General features: G+C 43.0%; 10 protein-coding genes, 2 tRNA genes and 3 rRNA genes. 1 reads left to right on the top strand and 14 read right to left on the bottom strand.

Annotated elements, in window-relative coordinates:
• Positions 1-170: 170 nt before the first annotated feature.
• Positions 171-2,258: a catalase gene (locus tag ACTXGK_RS26525; RefSeq protein WP_443517547.1), complete on the bottom strand. Its 2,088-nt coding sequence runs from the start codon at positions 2,256-2,258 to the stop codon at positions 171-173.
• A 426-nt stretch (positions 2,259-2,684) separates the two neighbouring features.
• Between ACTXGK_RS26525 and ACTXGK_RS26530 the strand changes: the two genes are divergently transcribed.
• Entirely contained in the window at positions 2,685-3,476 is a 792-nt protein-coding gene (locus ACTXGK_RS26530; RefSeq protein ID WP_443517546.1) for a dienelactone hydrolase family protein, read from the top strand.
• Between the two features lie 112 nt (positions 3,477-3,588).
• Here the strand turns inward: ACTXGK_RS26530 and ACTXGK_RS26535 are convergent, their stop codons facing one another.
• The 13 genes from ACTXGK_RS26535 to cyoE all read right to left on the bottom strand — a co-directional run bounded on the left by ACTXGK_RS26535 (position 3,589) and on the right by cyoE (position 16,532).
• The gene (locus tag ACTXGK_RS26535) at positions 3,589-4,248 is read right to left on the bottom strand and encodes a DUF938 domain-containing protein (protein WP_443517545.1); all 660 of its coding nucleotides are present in this window, start codon (positions 4,246-4,248) and stop codon (positions 3,589-3,591) included.
• A gap of 67 nt (positions 4,249-4,315) precedes the next feature.
• Entirely contained in the window at positions 4,316-4,777 is a 462-nt protein-coding gene (locus ACTXGK_RS26540; protein ID WP_443517544.1) for a flavodoxin family protein, read from the bottom strand.
• A gap of 4 nt (positions 4,778-4,781) precedes the next feature.
• The gene (locus ACTXGK_RS26545; protein WP_201602195.1) at positions 4,782-5,195 is read right to left on the bottom strand and encodes an OsmC family protein; all 414 of its coding nucleotides are present in this window, start codon (positions 5,193-5,195) and stop codon (positions 4,782-4,784) included.
• A gap of 207 nt (positions 5,196-5,402) precedes the next feature.
• Entirely contained in the window at positions 5,403-6,233 is an 831-nt protein-coding gene (locus tag ACTXGK_RS26550; RefSeq protein WP_443517543.1) for a hypothetical protein, read from the bottom strand.
• A complete protein-coding gene (locus tag ACTXGK_RS26555; protein ID WP_443517542.1) occupies positions 6,230-6,658 on the bottom strand; it encodes a hypothetical protein in 429 nt (142 codons plus the stop codon). Before ACTXGK_RS26555 ends, ACTXGK_RS26550 begins: the two co-directional genes overlap by 4 nt.
• 52 nt (positions 6,659-6,710) lie before the next feature.
• Positions 6,711-8,255 (bottom strand): HNH endonuclease family protein, encoded by a 1,545-nt coding sequence (locus ACTXGK_RS26560; protein WP_443517541.1) that lies wholly within the window; start codon positions 8,253-8,255, stop codon positions 6,711-6,713.
• 271 nt (positions 8,256-8,526) lie between these two features.
• Positions 8,527-9,279 carry an SDR family oxidoreductase gene (locus ACTXGK_RS26565; RefSeq protein ID WP_443517540.1) on the bottom strand — a complete coding sequence of 251 codons (753 nt, stop codon included), beginning with the start codon at positions 9,277-9,279 and terminating at the stop codon, positions 8,527-8,529.
• Positions 9,280-9,543: 264 nt separating this feature from the next.
• Positions 9,544-9,657: ribosomal RNA gene (rrf, locus tag ACTXGK_RS26570) — 5S ribosomal RNA — on the bottom strand.
• Between the two features lie 188 nt (positions 9,658-9,845).
• Positions 9,846-12,701 (bottom strand): 23S ribosomal RNA (locus ACTXGK_RS26575).
• Positions 12,702-13,037: 336 nt separating this feature from the next.
• Positions 13,038-13,113, bottom strand: a tRNA-Ala gene (locus ACTXGK_RS26580).
• 9 nt (positions 13,114-13,122) lie between these two features.
• A tRNA-Ile gene (locus ACTXGK_RS26585) sits at positions 13,123-13,199 on the bottom strand.
• A 75-nt stretch (positions 13,200-13,274) separates the two neighbouring features.
• Positions 13,275-14,813, bottom strand: a 16S ribosomal RNA gene (locus ACTXGK_RS26590).
• The 16S, 23S and 5S rRNA genes sit together here with 2 tRNA genes alongside, the layout of an rRNA operon.
• Positions 14,814-15,629: 816 nt before the next feature.
• On the bottom strand, positions 15,630-16,532 hold the full coding sequence (gene cyoE / locus ACTXGK_RS26595; RefSeq protein WP_443517413.1) for a heme o synthase: 903 nt from the start codon (positions 16,530-16,532) through the stop codon (positions 15,630-15,632).
• Between the last annotated feature and the right edge of the window lie 124 nt (positions 16,533-16,656).

Genomic DNA, 16,656 nt, shown 5'->3' on the forward strand with positions numbered 1-16,656 from the left:
GACTTTGAGTGAACGCTTGTGACTATAGATACGGTTGATAATAGTCGCATAATACGTAACGTCATTAATGACGATATTTGTCTTGTCAGTAAAAATGCAAAAACCCAGCACTTAGGCTGGGTTTTCTACATTAAGAACTTACTTTATAGATTTAAAGCTTATGCCATCAATTACGCCAAGTCACGTACCTTTGGCTCACGCTCCCAAAGACGGGTCTTAGCATTTTCGATAAAACCAGCAACATCATCAAGCGGCGTCACAAACGCATCTTTTTCGATAGGTAACTTGCTCAAGATGTGTTCTTCAGTCGCAGGACAATAAGCAATCGCTTTGCAATGCGCATAAGCATCATTGAACCAGTCTAACGCTGCGCTGTCCATGGCCAGCTTTTTGGCTGGTGGATGCATGATGATACTAACAACAGCGTCAAAGAGCACAGAAGGGCCACCAGCGAGACGCTCGTCCGTTTGGATGTGCGTACCATCGTCTAGCGTTACTTCTTTGTTAGGCGCGACGATCTTGACGCTAGCACCAGCGTCGATAGCGGCTTGTTCAAACTTCTTGACTTCACTATGGCTAGAACCTTCAGCAACCAAGATACCGATTAGGCGACCTTTCAAACTCTTCGGTGAGATACCAATGGTTTGCAGTGCTTCAGAAGTACCAAGATCCTGTACAGGAGCGGCGGCATCAGCAGGCTCTGGTAATTCCATACCAAGCGCACTTGCAACACGGTTCGCCAAGTCTTCATCAATATGAGGCAGATGGCTGAGCATACGAGTACGTACGTGCGCAGTATCTACTTTACCAAGCTCAAACGCGTAAGCAGAGGCAATATGTGCCTTGCCTGCATCGGTCTGGCTACGATAGAACATACGCGGCTGACTGTAATGATCAGCAAAGCTTTCGGCACGGATACGACCTTTAACGCCATCATCCATCTGCTCTTGGAATGAGGCAAATCCGCGTTTGGCGCTTTCACGTGGACGCGTTGGATCGAGGCTTTGTGGCTCATACATCACGCGCGTCTTAGGCACTTGCATTTGCATATGACCATCTTGCTGATTATTGGCAAACGGGCATTTTGGTGCATTAATTGGAATTTGCGCAAAGTTTGGTGAGCCCAAACGTGACAACTGCGTATCTAAGTAACTAAATAGACGCCCTTGTAGTAGTGGATCATTACTATAGTCGATACCTGGTACGACATGCGATGGACAGAACGCGACTTGCTCAGTTTCGGCAAAGAAATTATCTACATTGCGATTCAAGACCATTTTACCAACAATTTTTACGGGCACTAGCTCTTCTGGAATGAGCTTGGTCGCATCAAGATGATCAAATGGGAAGCTGTTTGCCTCTTCTTCAGTAAATAACTGAACACCAAACTCCCACTCAGGATACATGCCATTATCAATTGACTCAAACAAGTCGCGGCGATGATAATCAGGATCTGCGCCAGAGATTTTTACCGCTTCGTCCCATGTGGTTGACTGTACGCCAAGTACTGGCTTCCAATGGAAACGTACAAAGGTGCTCTTACCGTCTTTGTCAATCAAACGATAGCTGTGAATACCAAAACCTTCCATCATACGCAAGCTACGTGGCAGACCACGATCACTCATGAGCCAGATTAAGTTGTGCATGGTTTCAGGGCTCAATGAGACGAAATCCCAAAACGTATCATGGGCAGATGCCGCTTGCGGGAATCCGCGATCCGGCTCTGGTTTAACCGCATGAATCAAATCCGGAAATTTAATCGCATCTTGGATAAAGAAGATTGGCATGTTGTTACCAACGATATCCCAGTTACCCTCTTCGGTATAAACCTTGACTGAAAATCCGCGTACATCGCGTGGCGTGTCTTTTGAGCCTTTATTACCGGCAACGGTCGAAAAACGGGTAAAGAGTGGTGTTTGTTTACCGGTTTCGGTCAAAATTTTGGCCGTTGTATACTCTTCTAATGATTCGGTCAGCTCAAAATAACCGTGTGCCGCACTACCGCGAGCATGGACGATACGCTCAGGGATACGCTCATGGTCAAAGTGGTTGATTTTTTCACGTAGTACAAAATCTTCTAAGAGCGTAGGACCGCGTTCGCCTGCTTTTAGTGAGTTTTGATTGTCGCTGATAGCCACGCCTTGTTGGGTGGTCAATACTTTGGTGTCATCGCCTGCGCGCTGATGGGTTTCACCACCATTACCACGCTCAGAATTCATGTCTTTGGCTGGGTCGGTATGATCGATATTATTATTCATAAAACATCCTAGCTAATGAGTAAAATAGTCTCTTCTAAGACCATTAAAAATGTGCTTACACAGGTGTTGTATCCTTTGGGATAATACTGACTTCATCTGTCGATTATTTGTCTGTGCTGCTGCATGACCAATTATTAAAAAAGATAAAGGAATAAAAGGCATACGGCTTATCTTACCCAAAAATTAAGTCGCTTATAGTTGCGTATATAGTGAACCTTGTTGATGTTTGGTTAAAGTTTACGTGCGCAGTCACTCAACCGCTTGACGGCTTCTGAGCGAGCCCAAACGTTAACAATCCAATCTTGTAATGTAGTTATTCTTTAAGGTATGCTTTTATGGCGTACTAGAGATCATCGATAAATAAAATTGGCATGGTTTTTAGCCATATATTTATCTCTTTTTAATATAACTATAAGGCTATCGACTATGTTACCAACTTCGAATTTTTCGTCCAAAAAACCTTACCACTCCTTATTGGTGGGTGCATCAATGGGTCTCATGGCATTAACCTTCAGCCAAACTGCTGCCGCTATCACGACCAAGAACGTCACTTACACAGTTGATGACCAAGCATACGAAGGCTATTACGCCAAAGCAGATAAGCCCAATGCCCCTTTTATCTTACTCATTCATGACTGGGATGGTTTGACAGACTATGAGCGCAAACGTGCTGATATGCTAGCGAATGAAGGCTACAACGTACTGGCCGCAGACATGTTTGGACAAGGCATTCGTCCGACCTCTGTCGAGGAAAACAAACGCTTAACAGGCGAATTGTATGACGATCGCAACAAAATGCGCCGCATACTACAAGGTGCATTGAATGCTGGACGACTGGAGGGCAATGATGTGCGTAACGGCACCACCATGGGATATTGTTTCGGTGGTACGGTTGCATTAGAGTTAGCCCGTTCAGGCTTCCCGCAAAAAGCTTTTGTCCCCTTCCATGGTGCCTTTGATATTCCAACGGGTCAAAGTTATGACAAGACCACTGGAGAGATATTGGTCTTCCACGGTTCAGCTGACCAGTCTGTCTCTCTAGAGAGCTTTGCAACTCTGGGCAAAACGCTAGAAGCGGCAAAAGTTCCTCATGAAATGGTCACCTACAGCGGTGCACCACATGCCTTTAGCGTATTTGGCAGTGATAGATATGACGCCCGTGCTGATGAACGCTCTTGGAAACGTTATTTGGACTTCTTAGCAGATGAGTACAAATAATCTAATCGTATAAAAATATCAGTCACAATATAAACAATGCTAAATAAAAAGACACCTCAATCAATATCTAATAACGATCTATTGAGGTGTCTTTTTTTGACGTTCTAATCATTTAATATTTCTGAAAGACCAATAGCTGATTATTGGCAGGCATCGCGTACGTTTTGCTAAGCGCCAAATGATGAGTAATTGCTAGGCTGATAATGTCTTCTTTATGACGAATCCCGCTGTCAGAATTACCTTGCCTTAACATCGCATCAAATCGCTGGTTGCCCGCGCTAGTATAGTTACCATGCTCGTTAAATGGGCCATAGACAATCAGCTTACCATCCACAGGTAACGCATCACCAGCCAGTACAAATAACCGCTCAACCAACGCCCAGCTAATGATATGCAGCGTATTGGCCGTAAATATCGCATCATAAGGCTTGGCTATATTGCTATTTGCTAACTGACTATTGATAGGTACAGAATCGTAAGCCAAATCAAACGCTAATGGCAGAGATAGATTGGGCGCAGGATAAGCATGATACCAAGCTGCTATATGACGGTGATTGCTAGTGACATCGCTGGTTTGCCACTGTATCTCAGGTAAACGCGGCGCAAAATAAACACTATGCTGACCCGTTCCAGAGCCAATCTCTAGCACGTGCGTAAAGCCTTGTAGCTCGTTTTGTAATATGTCTAGAATGGGCTGCTTATTGTTCTCACACGCTTGAGAGAATAGCAACGCGTCGATATCCATTTGACTGTTTAGATGATCGTTTTGCATTGAAAATCTCCTCAGACTACCCATTACTTTTGCAGCATATTTCGCGAATCATTGCCAAAATATGCTACTAGTAAATACCTGCCTCAACGCCAGCGGCTAACGTCATGGCAAGCTCTTTTACTTGGTCAGCAAAGCTATCATGCCACTCACCTTGTAGTATCAGCGCCTCTTGAATCCATGACCAGCGTAACCCTGTTGTGATCATCTTCATCGCAAGCTTGGTACCCGTACCATCATGCCCTGCCCGTATATATAACGCAAATGGCATGCCTTGCTTCTCTTCCAACACAGGATAATAACAGCGATCAAAGAAGTCTTTGGTCAGCCCTGCCATATACGCCAGATTTTCAGTCGTGCCGATCAGTAGCGCATCAGCAGCCAATACGTCTTCAGGCTGCGTGTCCTGCGGCGACTTCAAAACGACATTGATATCTATATCAGGATGATTGGCACCAGCATACGCCGCTTGCGCCAACTTCTCAGTGTTGGGCGACGGTGCATGAGCGACAATCAATAACGTTTTTGCCATGGTTTTAAAGGCCACGCGCAGTACGGAACGTTAAATTCTGCGTGATATCAGGGTGGATGCTGTTGGCGACTGGGCAAGTCAATGCGGTGTTATAAAAGATGGTTTGCGTTCGATCATCAAGTTCCTTGTTAAAAGTCACGATGATATGGATCTCGCTCACGCGTCTTGGATCAGCAGCCATGACTTTCGTCACTTCAGCCGTGGTGCCTGCAAGGTCAATATCCATGTCACGGGCTTTGATGCCCATGATGGTAAGCATACAACTGGCCAAACTGGTGGCTAGCAAATCAGTTGGTGAAAATGCCTCGCCCTTGCCTTGATTGTCCGTTGGCGCATCGGTAATGATTTCATTGTTTGATTGCAAATGAATGGCGGTGGTGCGCAAATCGCCTTGGTAGGTTACTTTTGATGTGGTCATAGGGGTTCTCTTTAATATTTATAGCTATTTACAAAATTTTAAATAGTGTATTAATTGATAGCGTTTTCTTCAAGTTTGATAAGTTAAGAGTGAAAGTCATGAGAAAAAATGTCTATATATAATGCTTACTTAGGTCTATAAAGATAGCAAGGTATTACACTAAAGAATAAAACTTAACTCACTTTTTTTAATTTTTTAAATACCTAACTATATTTTCAACCTAGATACAGATCCATCTTTCGAATAATATATATAGTTATGATAACTTATTAGATTTGCAACCTGATAATCAATAATAACTGAGTTTTCATTTTTTTCTATTAAATAAAGTGCACTTCTTGTCTGAACTATTTTCTTCCCATTTTTAAGGCTAATTACTTTATTAGGATTTGTAGAATCAAAATACCTATTATATGTTGACTCACCATTATCAATATTTGTAACAATTAGTCCATCAACATAGTCTATAATTGATAGCTCGTTTAGCAACTCATTAAAATATAAACTTTGCGGAAAAGTTAATGCTCTTTTAAGGAATGCCTTCATCTGGAACCGCTTTTCTCGATATTCATAATCAATCCTATAGACACCTCTGTTCATAATAGAAATAAATATTTTCCCATTGCTTGCAATAATATCTGTAATTGATTCTTCCTGTGATAAATCAACGTTAGAAATAAATCGGATATCGCCAAGATAATCTTCCTTAGAAAGTGATAAACATATCAAACCACGAGTAGCTGATAATACAAATATCATTCGTTTTAATCTGTCTATTGCTATATGCGTTGCATCATGAAGATTCTTGATTAAAATTAACCTTTCATTTTCATAACTATATAAGCCATTATTTGTGAGTATATAAATTTTGTTCTTGTACGCCTGAATATCAATAATTATTTTGCCACTTAAATTAATATGTTCAACCTCACCTCTCGAATGTAAGTCAAATAGTGATGAAACATTAATTTTTCCATCTAAATTTGCAATGTATATACGATTTTTATATATCAAAATCGAAGTAATTATGTCGATCACAAAATTTTACCTTTAATTATAATCGCAATATCTTCGTTAGAGAGATAACCATCTAACACCCACTTTTCTAATAGCTCAATTGATATATTATATTTTTTATTCTTCTCTGAAAAAGGTATAACGGGATAACCATGCCAATGATCTGTAGGATTTCTAGTAGCAGGGAAAAAACCAAATTGCTGATTCTTTGTACCTACAGTTTGAATATTGTTTGAATTTAACTGAAAACCCCATAAATTACCGTCAGATATCCATGATGCATCACCTTCAGACTTAGTAAAGTTTCCATAGTCAGCCGAATCAAAAGTAGACTCTTCTATTGGTTGCGATAACCATTTAGAATGATTTCCTGAACCATTTAATTGATGCTTAGACCTAGAGAATAAAGCTCTCCTGTTGTCATCCCTACTGATTTCTCTATCCATAAATATCTTCCGAAATAGCAAACTACCTAAAACTTTCAAATTTGTTATGTCTTTAATTTTTATAAGTACTGTTACAGTACGGGTGTGAAAGCTGTGCATTACTCAGTGAGCCAGTTCCACCATCTTCTTTGCGGATTTTATGATCAATCGAAATAGACTTTTGATGAAGAATTCCTCCACATATTTTGCATTTTGGAGAAATTTTAATCGCCTCAGAGATATATGCCGCACTTTTTGTAGACTTTGAAAATGAAGTAGCAACAGTTTCTTCTTGATATAAATCGTCCAGATTTAGGTATGAAAAATCGGATGAGTTACTTAGTATTACTAATACTTCATCCGATTCTGTAGCATTACACAGGTTATTGAGAATAGCATGAAAAAACCTAACCAAAGGTGCAACAGCTTTATTAGCTTGTCGCGCCTTTCTAACTATTTGTTGAATTAATATATCAGATTTGATAATGATACTTTCAAATTCTGCTCTGTGCTGGGTAAAAACATTTAACTTCCCACTATCTGAAAGTTCTTCAATAAAGACAATTATTGCATGAAAGCAACTGACTCTAAAATTTCCCGATCGACTATAAATATATATAGCTGGGTGCAAACCCAAAGAAGATGGATGAATATCGTTTATTCGTTGCATAGATTTTTTAATTTTAACTAGAGCTTTGAGAGTCTCTTTTCCAGTAGTGTCTTCTTCAATATTATTAATACCTAATAGCTTAACTAAATCGAAAACCATTGATAATGAATTACTCGCATGATTTTTTCCACCTAATGGTAAATCTAATGTCTTGATCGGCGTTAGTAGTTCTGGTTTGAAAATCAATGCATTAATTATTTCGGCTTCTTTTTGAATTTTATCAGCTAAACTAGCTTCGAAGATACTCCAGTATTTATATCCTTGTCCACCACGTAAAATAGCTCTAGAACATAATCCAGCTGGCTTTCTTCTAGCTTCTAGTATTGCAATCTCAGTATCACTAATGGGTGTGGAAGACTGATTTATTTTAAAGAAACTACTTTCGGCTTTTTTGGAATCACCATCTACCCACTGCAATTGCAATGCTCTTGTACCAAAACTTTTTAATCTTTTTTTAACATGTTCGGCTGCACTATCTGGCTCATAGAGAGCATCTTTAAAATCTTTGTAGGCACCAATATCTCGATTTATGATCTCGCGAGCTTTCTTTGCAATATCTAATTGCTGTTCTGGTATAGCATTATCGAAAAACTTTCTAGAGACTCTTCCATCTCCATAATCATCATTAACCCATGCAGAAATTGCACTAATTCTATGAGCTCCATCAATTACAAATGTATAGCTATCAGCATACTTCCAAAGAATGATGGCTGGAACCAAATCTCCATCTAAGAAACTTTTCACAAGGTCTTTAACCTTATCAGCATCCCATTCATTAGTTTCACGCTGAAAGTCTGGTTTACGAAGTGATGAAAAGAAAAATCCTGGTATCTCAAAATCAGCATAACTTAGTGTAGTTTTATGAGGTCCTTGTGAACTATGAGACTGATCCTCAACTTCAAAGTCATCTCTTCCGATAAGTGCATCTAAAAATAACTTTTGAGCCATAATGTATCCTTGAATGTATTTTAATTGTAATAACTATATATCTTACAAACTTAACATTAATGCCAAATTTTTAGTAGATTTATATTTCTTAATTTACTAGTAGATTCTAAATTTGTTATTTATCTCTAAAATTAATGTGCAAAGAAATATCCTATCTCACATAAGTCAAAGAGGTATATTCAGAATAGAGAGCTAACAACGACCTACTCTCAAATAGATCAAGCAAAAAATACAATGTGCTTAACATGCGACCTCAAACCCTTTACCCCACTTACAGACCACCTGTGATATCTAAGAAATTTCCAGTCGAAAAGGAGGATTTATCTGACGCCAGCCAATAGATTGCTTCAGCGACTTCTTCAGGCTGCCCGCCTCTTTGCAGTGGAATCACAGTTTTAAACCGCTCTACTCTTTCCGGCTCTCCGCCATCAGCATGCATATCAGTGTAAATCAGTCCTGGACGGACACCATTAACCCGAATGCCTTCAGCCGCAACTTCCAATGACAATCCTTTAGTTAAGGTATCTATTGCGCCTTTCGATGCAGCATAATCAATATATTCATTAGGAGAGCCTGAGCGCGCTGCTCCAGAAGAGACATTTACAATCACACCTCCTAGACCGCCGTGCCGAGTAGACATGCGTTTTACCGCTTCTCTACAACACAAAAAATAGCTGGTGACATTGTTTGTGAATATGGCGTTTATTCTGTCGGCAGTCATATCTTCTAAACGGGATTGTTTTTTCAAAATACCCGCGTTATTCACGAGTACGGATAGTGTACCTAACGCTTTATCGACAGTGGAAAACATGCGAATGACGTCTCCCTCAGAAGCAACATCAGCCTGAATCGTAATGCACCTTCCACCGCCAGCAGTAATCGCCTCAGCCAGTTTGTTGGCTGCCTCTGAATTGGATTTATAGTTGATCGCTACTGCATAACCTTGCTTGGCAAACAGCCTCGCTGTGGCAGCACCAATGCCTCGACCACCACCGGTGATGAGTGCTACTTTTTGAGTACTCATAACGCTATCCTTAATTTATTTTTTTATACATGAATTCAAAGTGGAGCATAATGCTCATATTTTATTCTAATTTATAGTAAGAAAAGAAGGCTTTTTATCGAACTGCGATGATTATACTACTTTTCAAAAACAGCTTACCAATGATGGGTTTTGGTGTTTACGCGATAAGAAAAGCAGCATTCTTTAGAGACAAAGAAAATTTTCCTACAGACAAAGAAAAGCCCCCTCTGCTTTCGCAAAGGGGGCTTTTACTTTAGAATAGAGAGCTGACGATGACCTACTCTCACATGGGCGAACCACACTACCATTGGCGCAACGATGTTTCACTTCTGAGTTCGGGAAGGGATCAGGTGGGGCCATCGCGCTATTGTCGTCAGCAAAGGGGGTTAGATATGAGTCTGTTGTTGTTTTTATTGACTATAAATGTTTAGTTTATGGTCGATCAACTTGTAACCTAACTGAATCAAGGTTAACGGTGATATCGAAATGTTCTTTCTTTATTCTATAAGCTTACGCTTATACAAGATAGATTAATTAGACTTGTATACAAACCACTTGGGTGTTGTATGGTCAAGCCAAACGAGCAATTAGTACAGGTTAGCTACACACATCGCTGTGCTTCCACACCCTGCCTATCAACGTCCTAGTCTTGAACGGCTCTTTAGGGAAATCTAATCTTGAGGTGGGCTTCCCGCTTAGATGCTTTCAGCGGTTATCCCATCCGAACGTAGCTACCGGGCAATGCCACTGGCGTGACAACCCGAACACCAGAGGTTCGTCCACTCTGGTCCTCTCGTACTAGGAGCAGATCCTCTCAAATTTCCAACGCCCACGGTAGATAGGGACCGAACTGTCTCACGACGTTCTAAACCCAGCTCGCGTACCTCTTTAAATGGCGAACAGCCATACCCTTAGGACCTGCTTCAGCCCTAGGATGAGATGAGCCGACATCGAGGTGCCAAACACCGCCGTCGATATGAACTCTTGGGCGGTATCAGCCTGTTATCCCCAGAGTACCTTTTATCCGTTGAGCGATGGCCCTTCCATACAGAACCACCGGATCACTAAGACCTACTTTCGTACCTGCTCGACTTGTGGGTCTCGCAGTTAAGCGCGCTTTTGCCTTTATACTCTACGACCGATTTCCGACCGGTCTGAGCGCACCTTCGTACTCCTCCGTTACTCTTTAGGAGGAGACCGCCCCAGTCAAACTACCCACCATACATTGTCCTCGGTATTGTTATACCTGAGTTAGAACCCCAACATGACCAGGGTGGTATTTCAAGATTGGCTCCACCAAGACTAGCGTCTCGGCTTCAAAGCCTCCCACCTATCCTGCACAAGTCAGGTCAAAGTTCAATGTAAAGCTGTAGTAAAGGTTCACGGGGTCTTTCCGTCTAGCCGCGGGTACACAGCATCTTCACTGCGATTTCGATTTCACTGAGTCTCTGCTGGAGACAGCGCTGCCATCATTATGTCATTCGTGCAGGTCGGAACTTACCCGACAAGGAATTTCGCTACCTTAGGACCGTTATAGTTACGGCCGCCGTTTACTGGGGCTTCGATCAAGAGCTTCGCTTACGCTAACCCCATCAATTAACCTTCCAGCACCGGGCAGACATCACACCCTATACGTCCACTTTCGTGTTTGCAGAGTGCTGTGTTTTTAATAAACAGTTGCAGCAGCCTGGTATCTGCGACTGCCAGCAGCTCAAGGAGCAAGTCCTATCACCACCAACAGCGTACCTTCTCCCGAAGTTACGGTACCATTTTGCCTAGTTCCTTCAGCAGAGTTCTCTCAAGCGCCTTGGTATTCTCTACCTGATCACCTGTGTCGGTTTAGGGTACGATTCGTTTATAACTATTGCTTAGAAGCTTTTCCTGGAAGCATGGTATTTGCCACTTCGCTGTACAAGTACAGCTTGCTATCAGATCTCGGTATGAAATAGCCCGGATTTACCTAAGCTATAAACCTACATCCTTTCACCTGGACAACCAACGCCAGGCTGACATAACCTTCTCCGTCCCTCCATCGCATTATAAACAAGTATCGGAATATTAACCGATTTCCCATCGACTACGCCTTTCGGCCTCGCCTTAGGGGTCGACTCACCCAGCCCCGATTAACGTTGGACTGGAACCCTTGATCTTCCGGCGTGCGAGCTTTTCACTCGCATTATCGTTACTCACGTCAGCATTCGCTCTTGTGATACCTCCAGCATGCTTTACAACACACCTTCACAGGCTTACACAACGCTCCCCTACCACTTGAAAACAAATTCAAATCCGCAGCTTCGGCTCCTAGTTTGAGCCCCGTTACATCTTCCGCGCGGGCCGACTCGACTAGTGAGCTATTACGCTTTCTTTAAAGGATGGCTGCTTCTAAGCCAACCTCCTAGCTGTCTATGCCTTCCCACCTCGTTTCCCACTTAACTAGGAATTTGGGGCCTTAGCTGGCGGTCTGGGTTGTTTCCCTCTCCACGATGGACGTTAGCACCCACCGTGTGTCTCCCGGATATCACTCATCGGTATTCGGAGTTTGCATCGGTTTGGTAAGTCGGTATGACCCCCTAGCCGAAACAGTGCTCTACCCCCAATGGTGTTCGTCCGAGGCGCTACCTAAATAGCTTTCGGGGAGAACCAGCTATCACCGAGTTTGATTAGCCTTTCACCCCTATCCACAAGTCATCCCCTGGCTTTTCAACGACAGTGGGTTCGGTCCTCCGGTGCCTGTTACGGCACTTTCAACCTGCTCATGGATAGATCACTCGGTTTCGGGTCTATACCCTGCAACTATTCGCCCTATTAAGACTCGGTTTCCCTACGGCTCCCCTAAACGGTTAACCTTGCTACAGAATATAAGTCGCTGACCCATTATACAAAAGGTACGCGGTCACCCAACAAGTGGGCTCCCACTGCTTGTACGCACACGGTTTCAGGTTCTATTTCACTCCCCTCACAGGGGTTCTTTTCGCCTTTCCCTCACGGTACTGGTTCACTATCGGTCAGTCAGGAGTATTTAGCCTTGGAGGATGGTCCCCCCATCTTCAAACAGGATTTCTCGTGCCCCGCTCTACTTAATATGTTAATGCTAATGTTTCGAATACAGGACTATCACCTACTACGGTCAGCTTTCCCACGCTGTTCTTCTACATTAGTACTAATCGGCTTCTCCCCGTTCGCTCGCCGCTACTAGGGGAATCTCAATTGATGTCTATTCCTAAGGGTACTGAGATGTTTCACTTCCCCTCGTTCGCTTCCTAATAAATTAGGATACCTACCTTATGGTAGGTGGGTTTCCCCATTCAGAAATCTCCGGATCACAGGATATTGCCGCCTCCCCGAAGCTTATCGCAGGCTGTCACGTCTTTCATCGCCTCTGACTGCCAAGGCATCCACCATGTGCGCTTCATTACTTGACCATACAACCCCAAGTAGTCTTTCGACTTCTAAGTGTCATACAATCTAATTATGATAACGATATCACCTATGTTTATACGCTTGATTCAGTTCTCTTTACTTTTTTTAATAACTCACCCCTGGGATAACAACTGATGTCGTTAAGAGGTGAGTTATTAAGGTTAGGAAGTGCGCGTGAACACGCGCTTCCTAACCCAGACTCATATCTATGTTTTTAAATAGTTCCTGTATCCTCGTCGAATAACAGGTTCTGTATAAAACAGAAAGAAGTAATCAATCACAATCACTTGTTTCTATTTATACTCTTAGCACTTAAAGCTTACTGACCGTCTTAGTAGTGGTGGAGCCAAACGGAGTCGAACCGTTGACCTCCTGCGTGCAAGGCAGGCGCTCTACCAACTGAGCTATGGCCCCATTATAAAATGGTGGGTCTAAGTGGACTCGAACCACTGACCCCCGCGTTATCAACACGGTGCTCTAACCAGCTGAGCTACAGACCCTAATACGTTTGTTAAAAACGTAAGCTTAAACTAAAGAACAACTTGTTGTGAATTCTTGCTGACCGAATGCGTCTATAAGGAGGTGATCCAGCCGCAGGTTCCCCTACGGCTACCTTGTTACGACTTCACCCCAGTCATCAACCACACCGTGGTGAACGCTCCCCCTAAGGTTAAGCTATCCACTTCTGGTGCAATCAACTCCCATGGTGTGACGGGCGGTGTGTACAAGGCCCGGGAACGTATTCACCGCGGCATTCTGATCCGCGATTACTAGCGATTCCTACTTCATGGAGTCGAGTTGCAGACTCCAATCTGGACTACGATAGGCTTTTTGAGATTCGCATCACATCGCTGTGTAGCTGCCCTCTGTACCTACCATTGTAGCACGTGTGTAGCCCTGGTCGTAAGGGCCATGATGACTTGACGTCGTCCCCGCCTTCCTCCAGTTTGTCACTGGCAGTATCCTTAGAGTTCCCGGCTTAACCCGCTGGTAACTAAGGACAAGGGTTGCGCTCGTTGCGGGACTTAACCCAACATCTCACGACACGAGCTGACGACAGCCATGCAGCACCTGTATTCTAATTCCCGAAGGCACTCCCGCATCTCTGCAGGATTCTAGATATGTCAAGACCAGGTAAGGTTCTTCGCGTTGCATCGAATTAAACCACATGCTCCACCGCTTGTGCGGGCCCCCGTCAATTCATTTGAGTTTTAACCTTGCGGCCGTACTCCCCAGGCGGTCTACTTATTGCGTTAGCTGCGTCACTAAGTCCTCAAGGGACCCAACGACTAGTAGACATCGTTTACGGCGTGGACTACCAGGGTATCTAATCCTGTTTGCTACCCACGCTTTCGAGCCTCAGTGTCAGTATGATGCCAGGAAGCTGCCTTCGCCATCGGTATTCCTTCAGATCTCTACGCATTTCACCGCTACACCTGAAATTCTACTTCCCTCTCACCTACTCTAGCCTAACAGTTTCAGATGCAGTTCCCAGGTTAAGCCCGGGGATTTCACATCTGACTTATCAAGCCACCTACGCTCGCTTTACGCCCAGTAATTCCGATTAACGCTTGCACCCTCTGTATTACCGCGGCTGCTGGCACAGAGTTAGCCGGTGCTTATTCTGCAGCTAATGTCATCGTCTCCGGGTATTAACCGAAGAGTCTTCTTCACTGCTTAAAGTGCTTTACAACCAAAAGGCCTTCTTCACACACGCGGCATGGCTGGATCAGGGTTTCCCCCATTGTCCAATATTCCCCACTGCTGCCTCCCGTAGGAGTCCGGGCCGTGTCTCAGTCCCGGTGTGGCTGATCATCCTCTCAGACCAGCTACAGATCGTCGCCATGGTAGGCCTTTACCCCACCATCTAGCTAATCCGACTTAGGCTCATCTAATAGCGAGAGCAACAAGTTGCCCCCTTTCTCCCGTAGGACGTATGCGGTATTAATACGAGTTTCCCCGTGCTATCCCCCACTACTAGGTAGATTCCTAAGTATTACTCACCCGTCCGCCGCTCGTCATCTTCTAGCAAGCTAGAAATGTTACCGCTCGACTTGCATGTGTTAAGCCTGCCGCCAGCGTTCAATCTGAGCCATGATCAAACTCTTCAGTTTAATCTTGCTATGAAGCTCTTTAAAGAAGCTTCTAAACTTGGCTCATCTAATCTGGCAAAATCGCTAAAAATTATGTTCGTAATGAATTAACTTTGAGTTTTTCTGCTGTCTTAAATGATAATTTTTATAGTTAGTGTTCTACCGAAAAGATAGTCGACCAACTTTATTTTTTAGCATTCTGAATCAGCAAAAATCCACACAAGTTGTTCTTTAGTTATGCTTTTAAATAGTCTCAATCACTGTCGTCCAGTCATCGATATATAGGGTAAATCTTTTGCTTTCCAGCTTTTCCGTCTCCGGTTAAGCTATCTAGCGAGCCGACTATCTTATCATATAGATTAGGTTTGTCAAGCTTTATTTTAATTTGTTTCAACAGGTTAACTGGGTTAGTAATATGTAATTCACATATTCGTTGCCGCCAGTCCGTCTGATGAGGGCGTATTATAGACCCTTTATTTATTTAGTCAAGAAGTATTTTCTATTTGATTCAAACAATTTGCATCGTTCAAATCAGTAATCCACTTCCCTTTCGACTGGGTGGCATTATACGCAGGTTTGAGGCTAGGTCAAGGGGTTATTCTGGAGATCTTGCTAACTGGTTTGATAGAAGCTAAATAGTGAAGATATTCTAATGGATTATATACTTCAATGATTTTACTTATTTGACAATGGTTATGCAAGATAGGGTTTAGCGATGCTTTTAGGATACTACTGTTGAAGGGCTAGACATAAAAAGGAATAGACATAAAAAAAGCCACTATTCGTGTTAGTGGCTTTTTAGTAATACTCATCAACAGTATCTTTTACTACGCAGCTTTATACATAATCGATCGCCATCATTAAGCATAGCGCCATCATGATGATAATTGATAGTCCAAAGATCTTATACGCCCACTTAATCTGCTGCTGGACTCGGTCTTGTTCACTAGTGACCTTGATCGGTTTCATAGCAATAACTAACCAATAGCCTGACAACAGTAGATGGACGCCCAAATACCAATAGCCAGTTGCGTTCAACGCTGTGAGCAAACTGCCCACGACTAAGAAACAGGCAATACTAATCGTAATGTGCCACTGAGTCGTTCTAAAGGAGTGCTTGACTGGCAATACAGGAATACTGGCTGCACTGTAGTCTTTTTTGCGAAAAACAGCGATGGCATAAGCATGCGGCATCTGCCAAATAGCAAACATGGCAAACAGTACCCAATACACCCCATCGATAGACGGCGTCAAAGCAGCATAGCCAATCACTGGCGGAATAGCACCAGAAAAACTACCAATAAACGTTCCCCAGACGGAGTGCCGCTTAAAGTACAGACTATAAAATCCAACGTAAACGACATAACCAAATAACGCTGAATATAAAGCCAGTGGCGTGGTAGCGGCTAAACATACGACGCCGATACCTAGTAGTAATACTGCATAGAGTATTGCGTTGGTAATAGAGAGCTCACCTGTCACCAACACACGGTCACAGGTGCGCTGCATCCTCGAGTCAATATCACGATCGATGATGTTATTGATTACACAACCAGACGCTATCACTGTCAAAGTTCCAATCAAGGCTTGAAGCAATATCAACCAATCGGGATTGCCTTTGGCCGCTAAAAAATAGCCACCCAAAACGGTGATAGCGTTGCCAAACACAATGCCAGGTTTGATGACCTGAACAAGCGGTTGTTTGGCGACATCGAGTTTTAACTGTGCAAGTTTATTCATGATTGTCCATCAGTTAATATCGTCAAATATCTGAGCCATATGGATGAAACAGTGCCATTTAGGAATGATGAGCCTATATATAAAAATATATAAAAGCTCATCATTAGACATTTGCGATAACTTA

The organism is Psychrobacter sp. T6-5 (assembly GCF_052258485.2).
In the GTDB taxonomy this organism is placed as follows: Bacteria; Pseudomonadota; Gammaproteobacteria; order Pseudomonadales; family Moraxellaceae; genus Psychrobacter.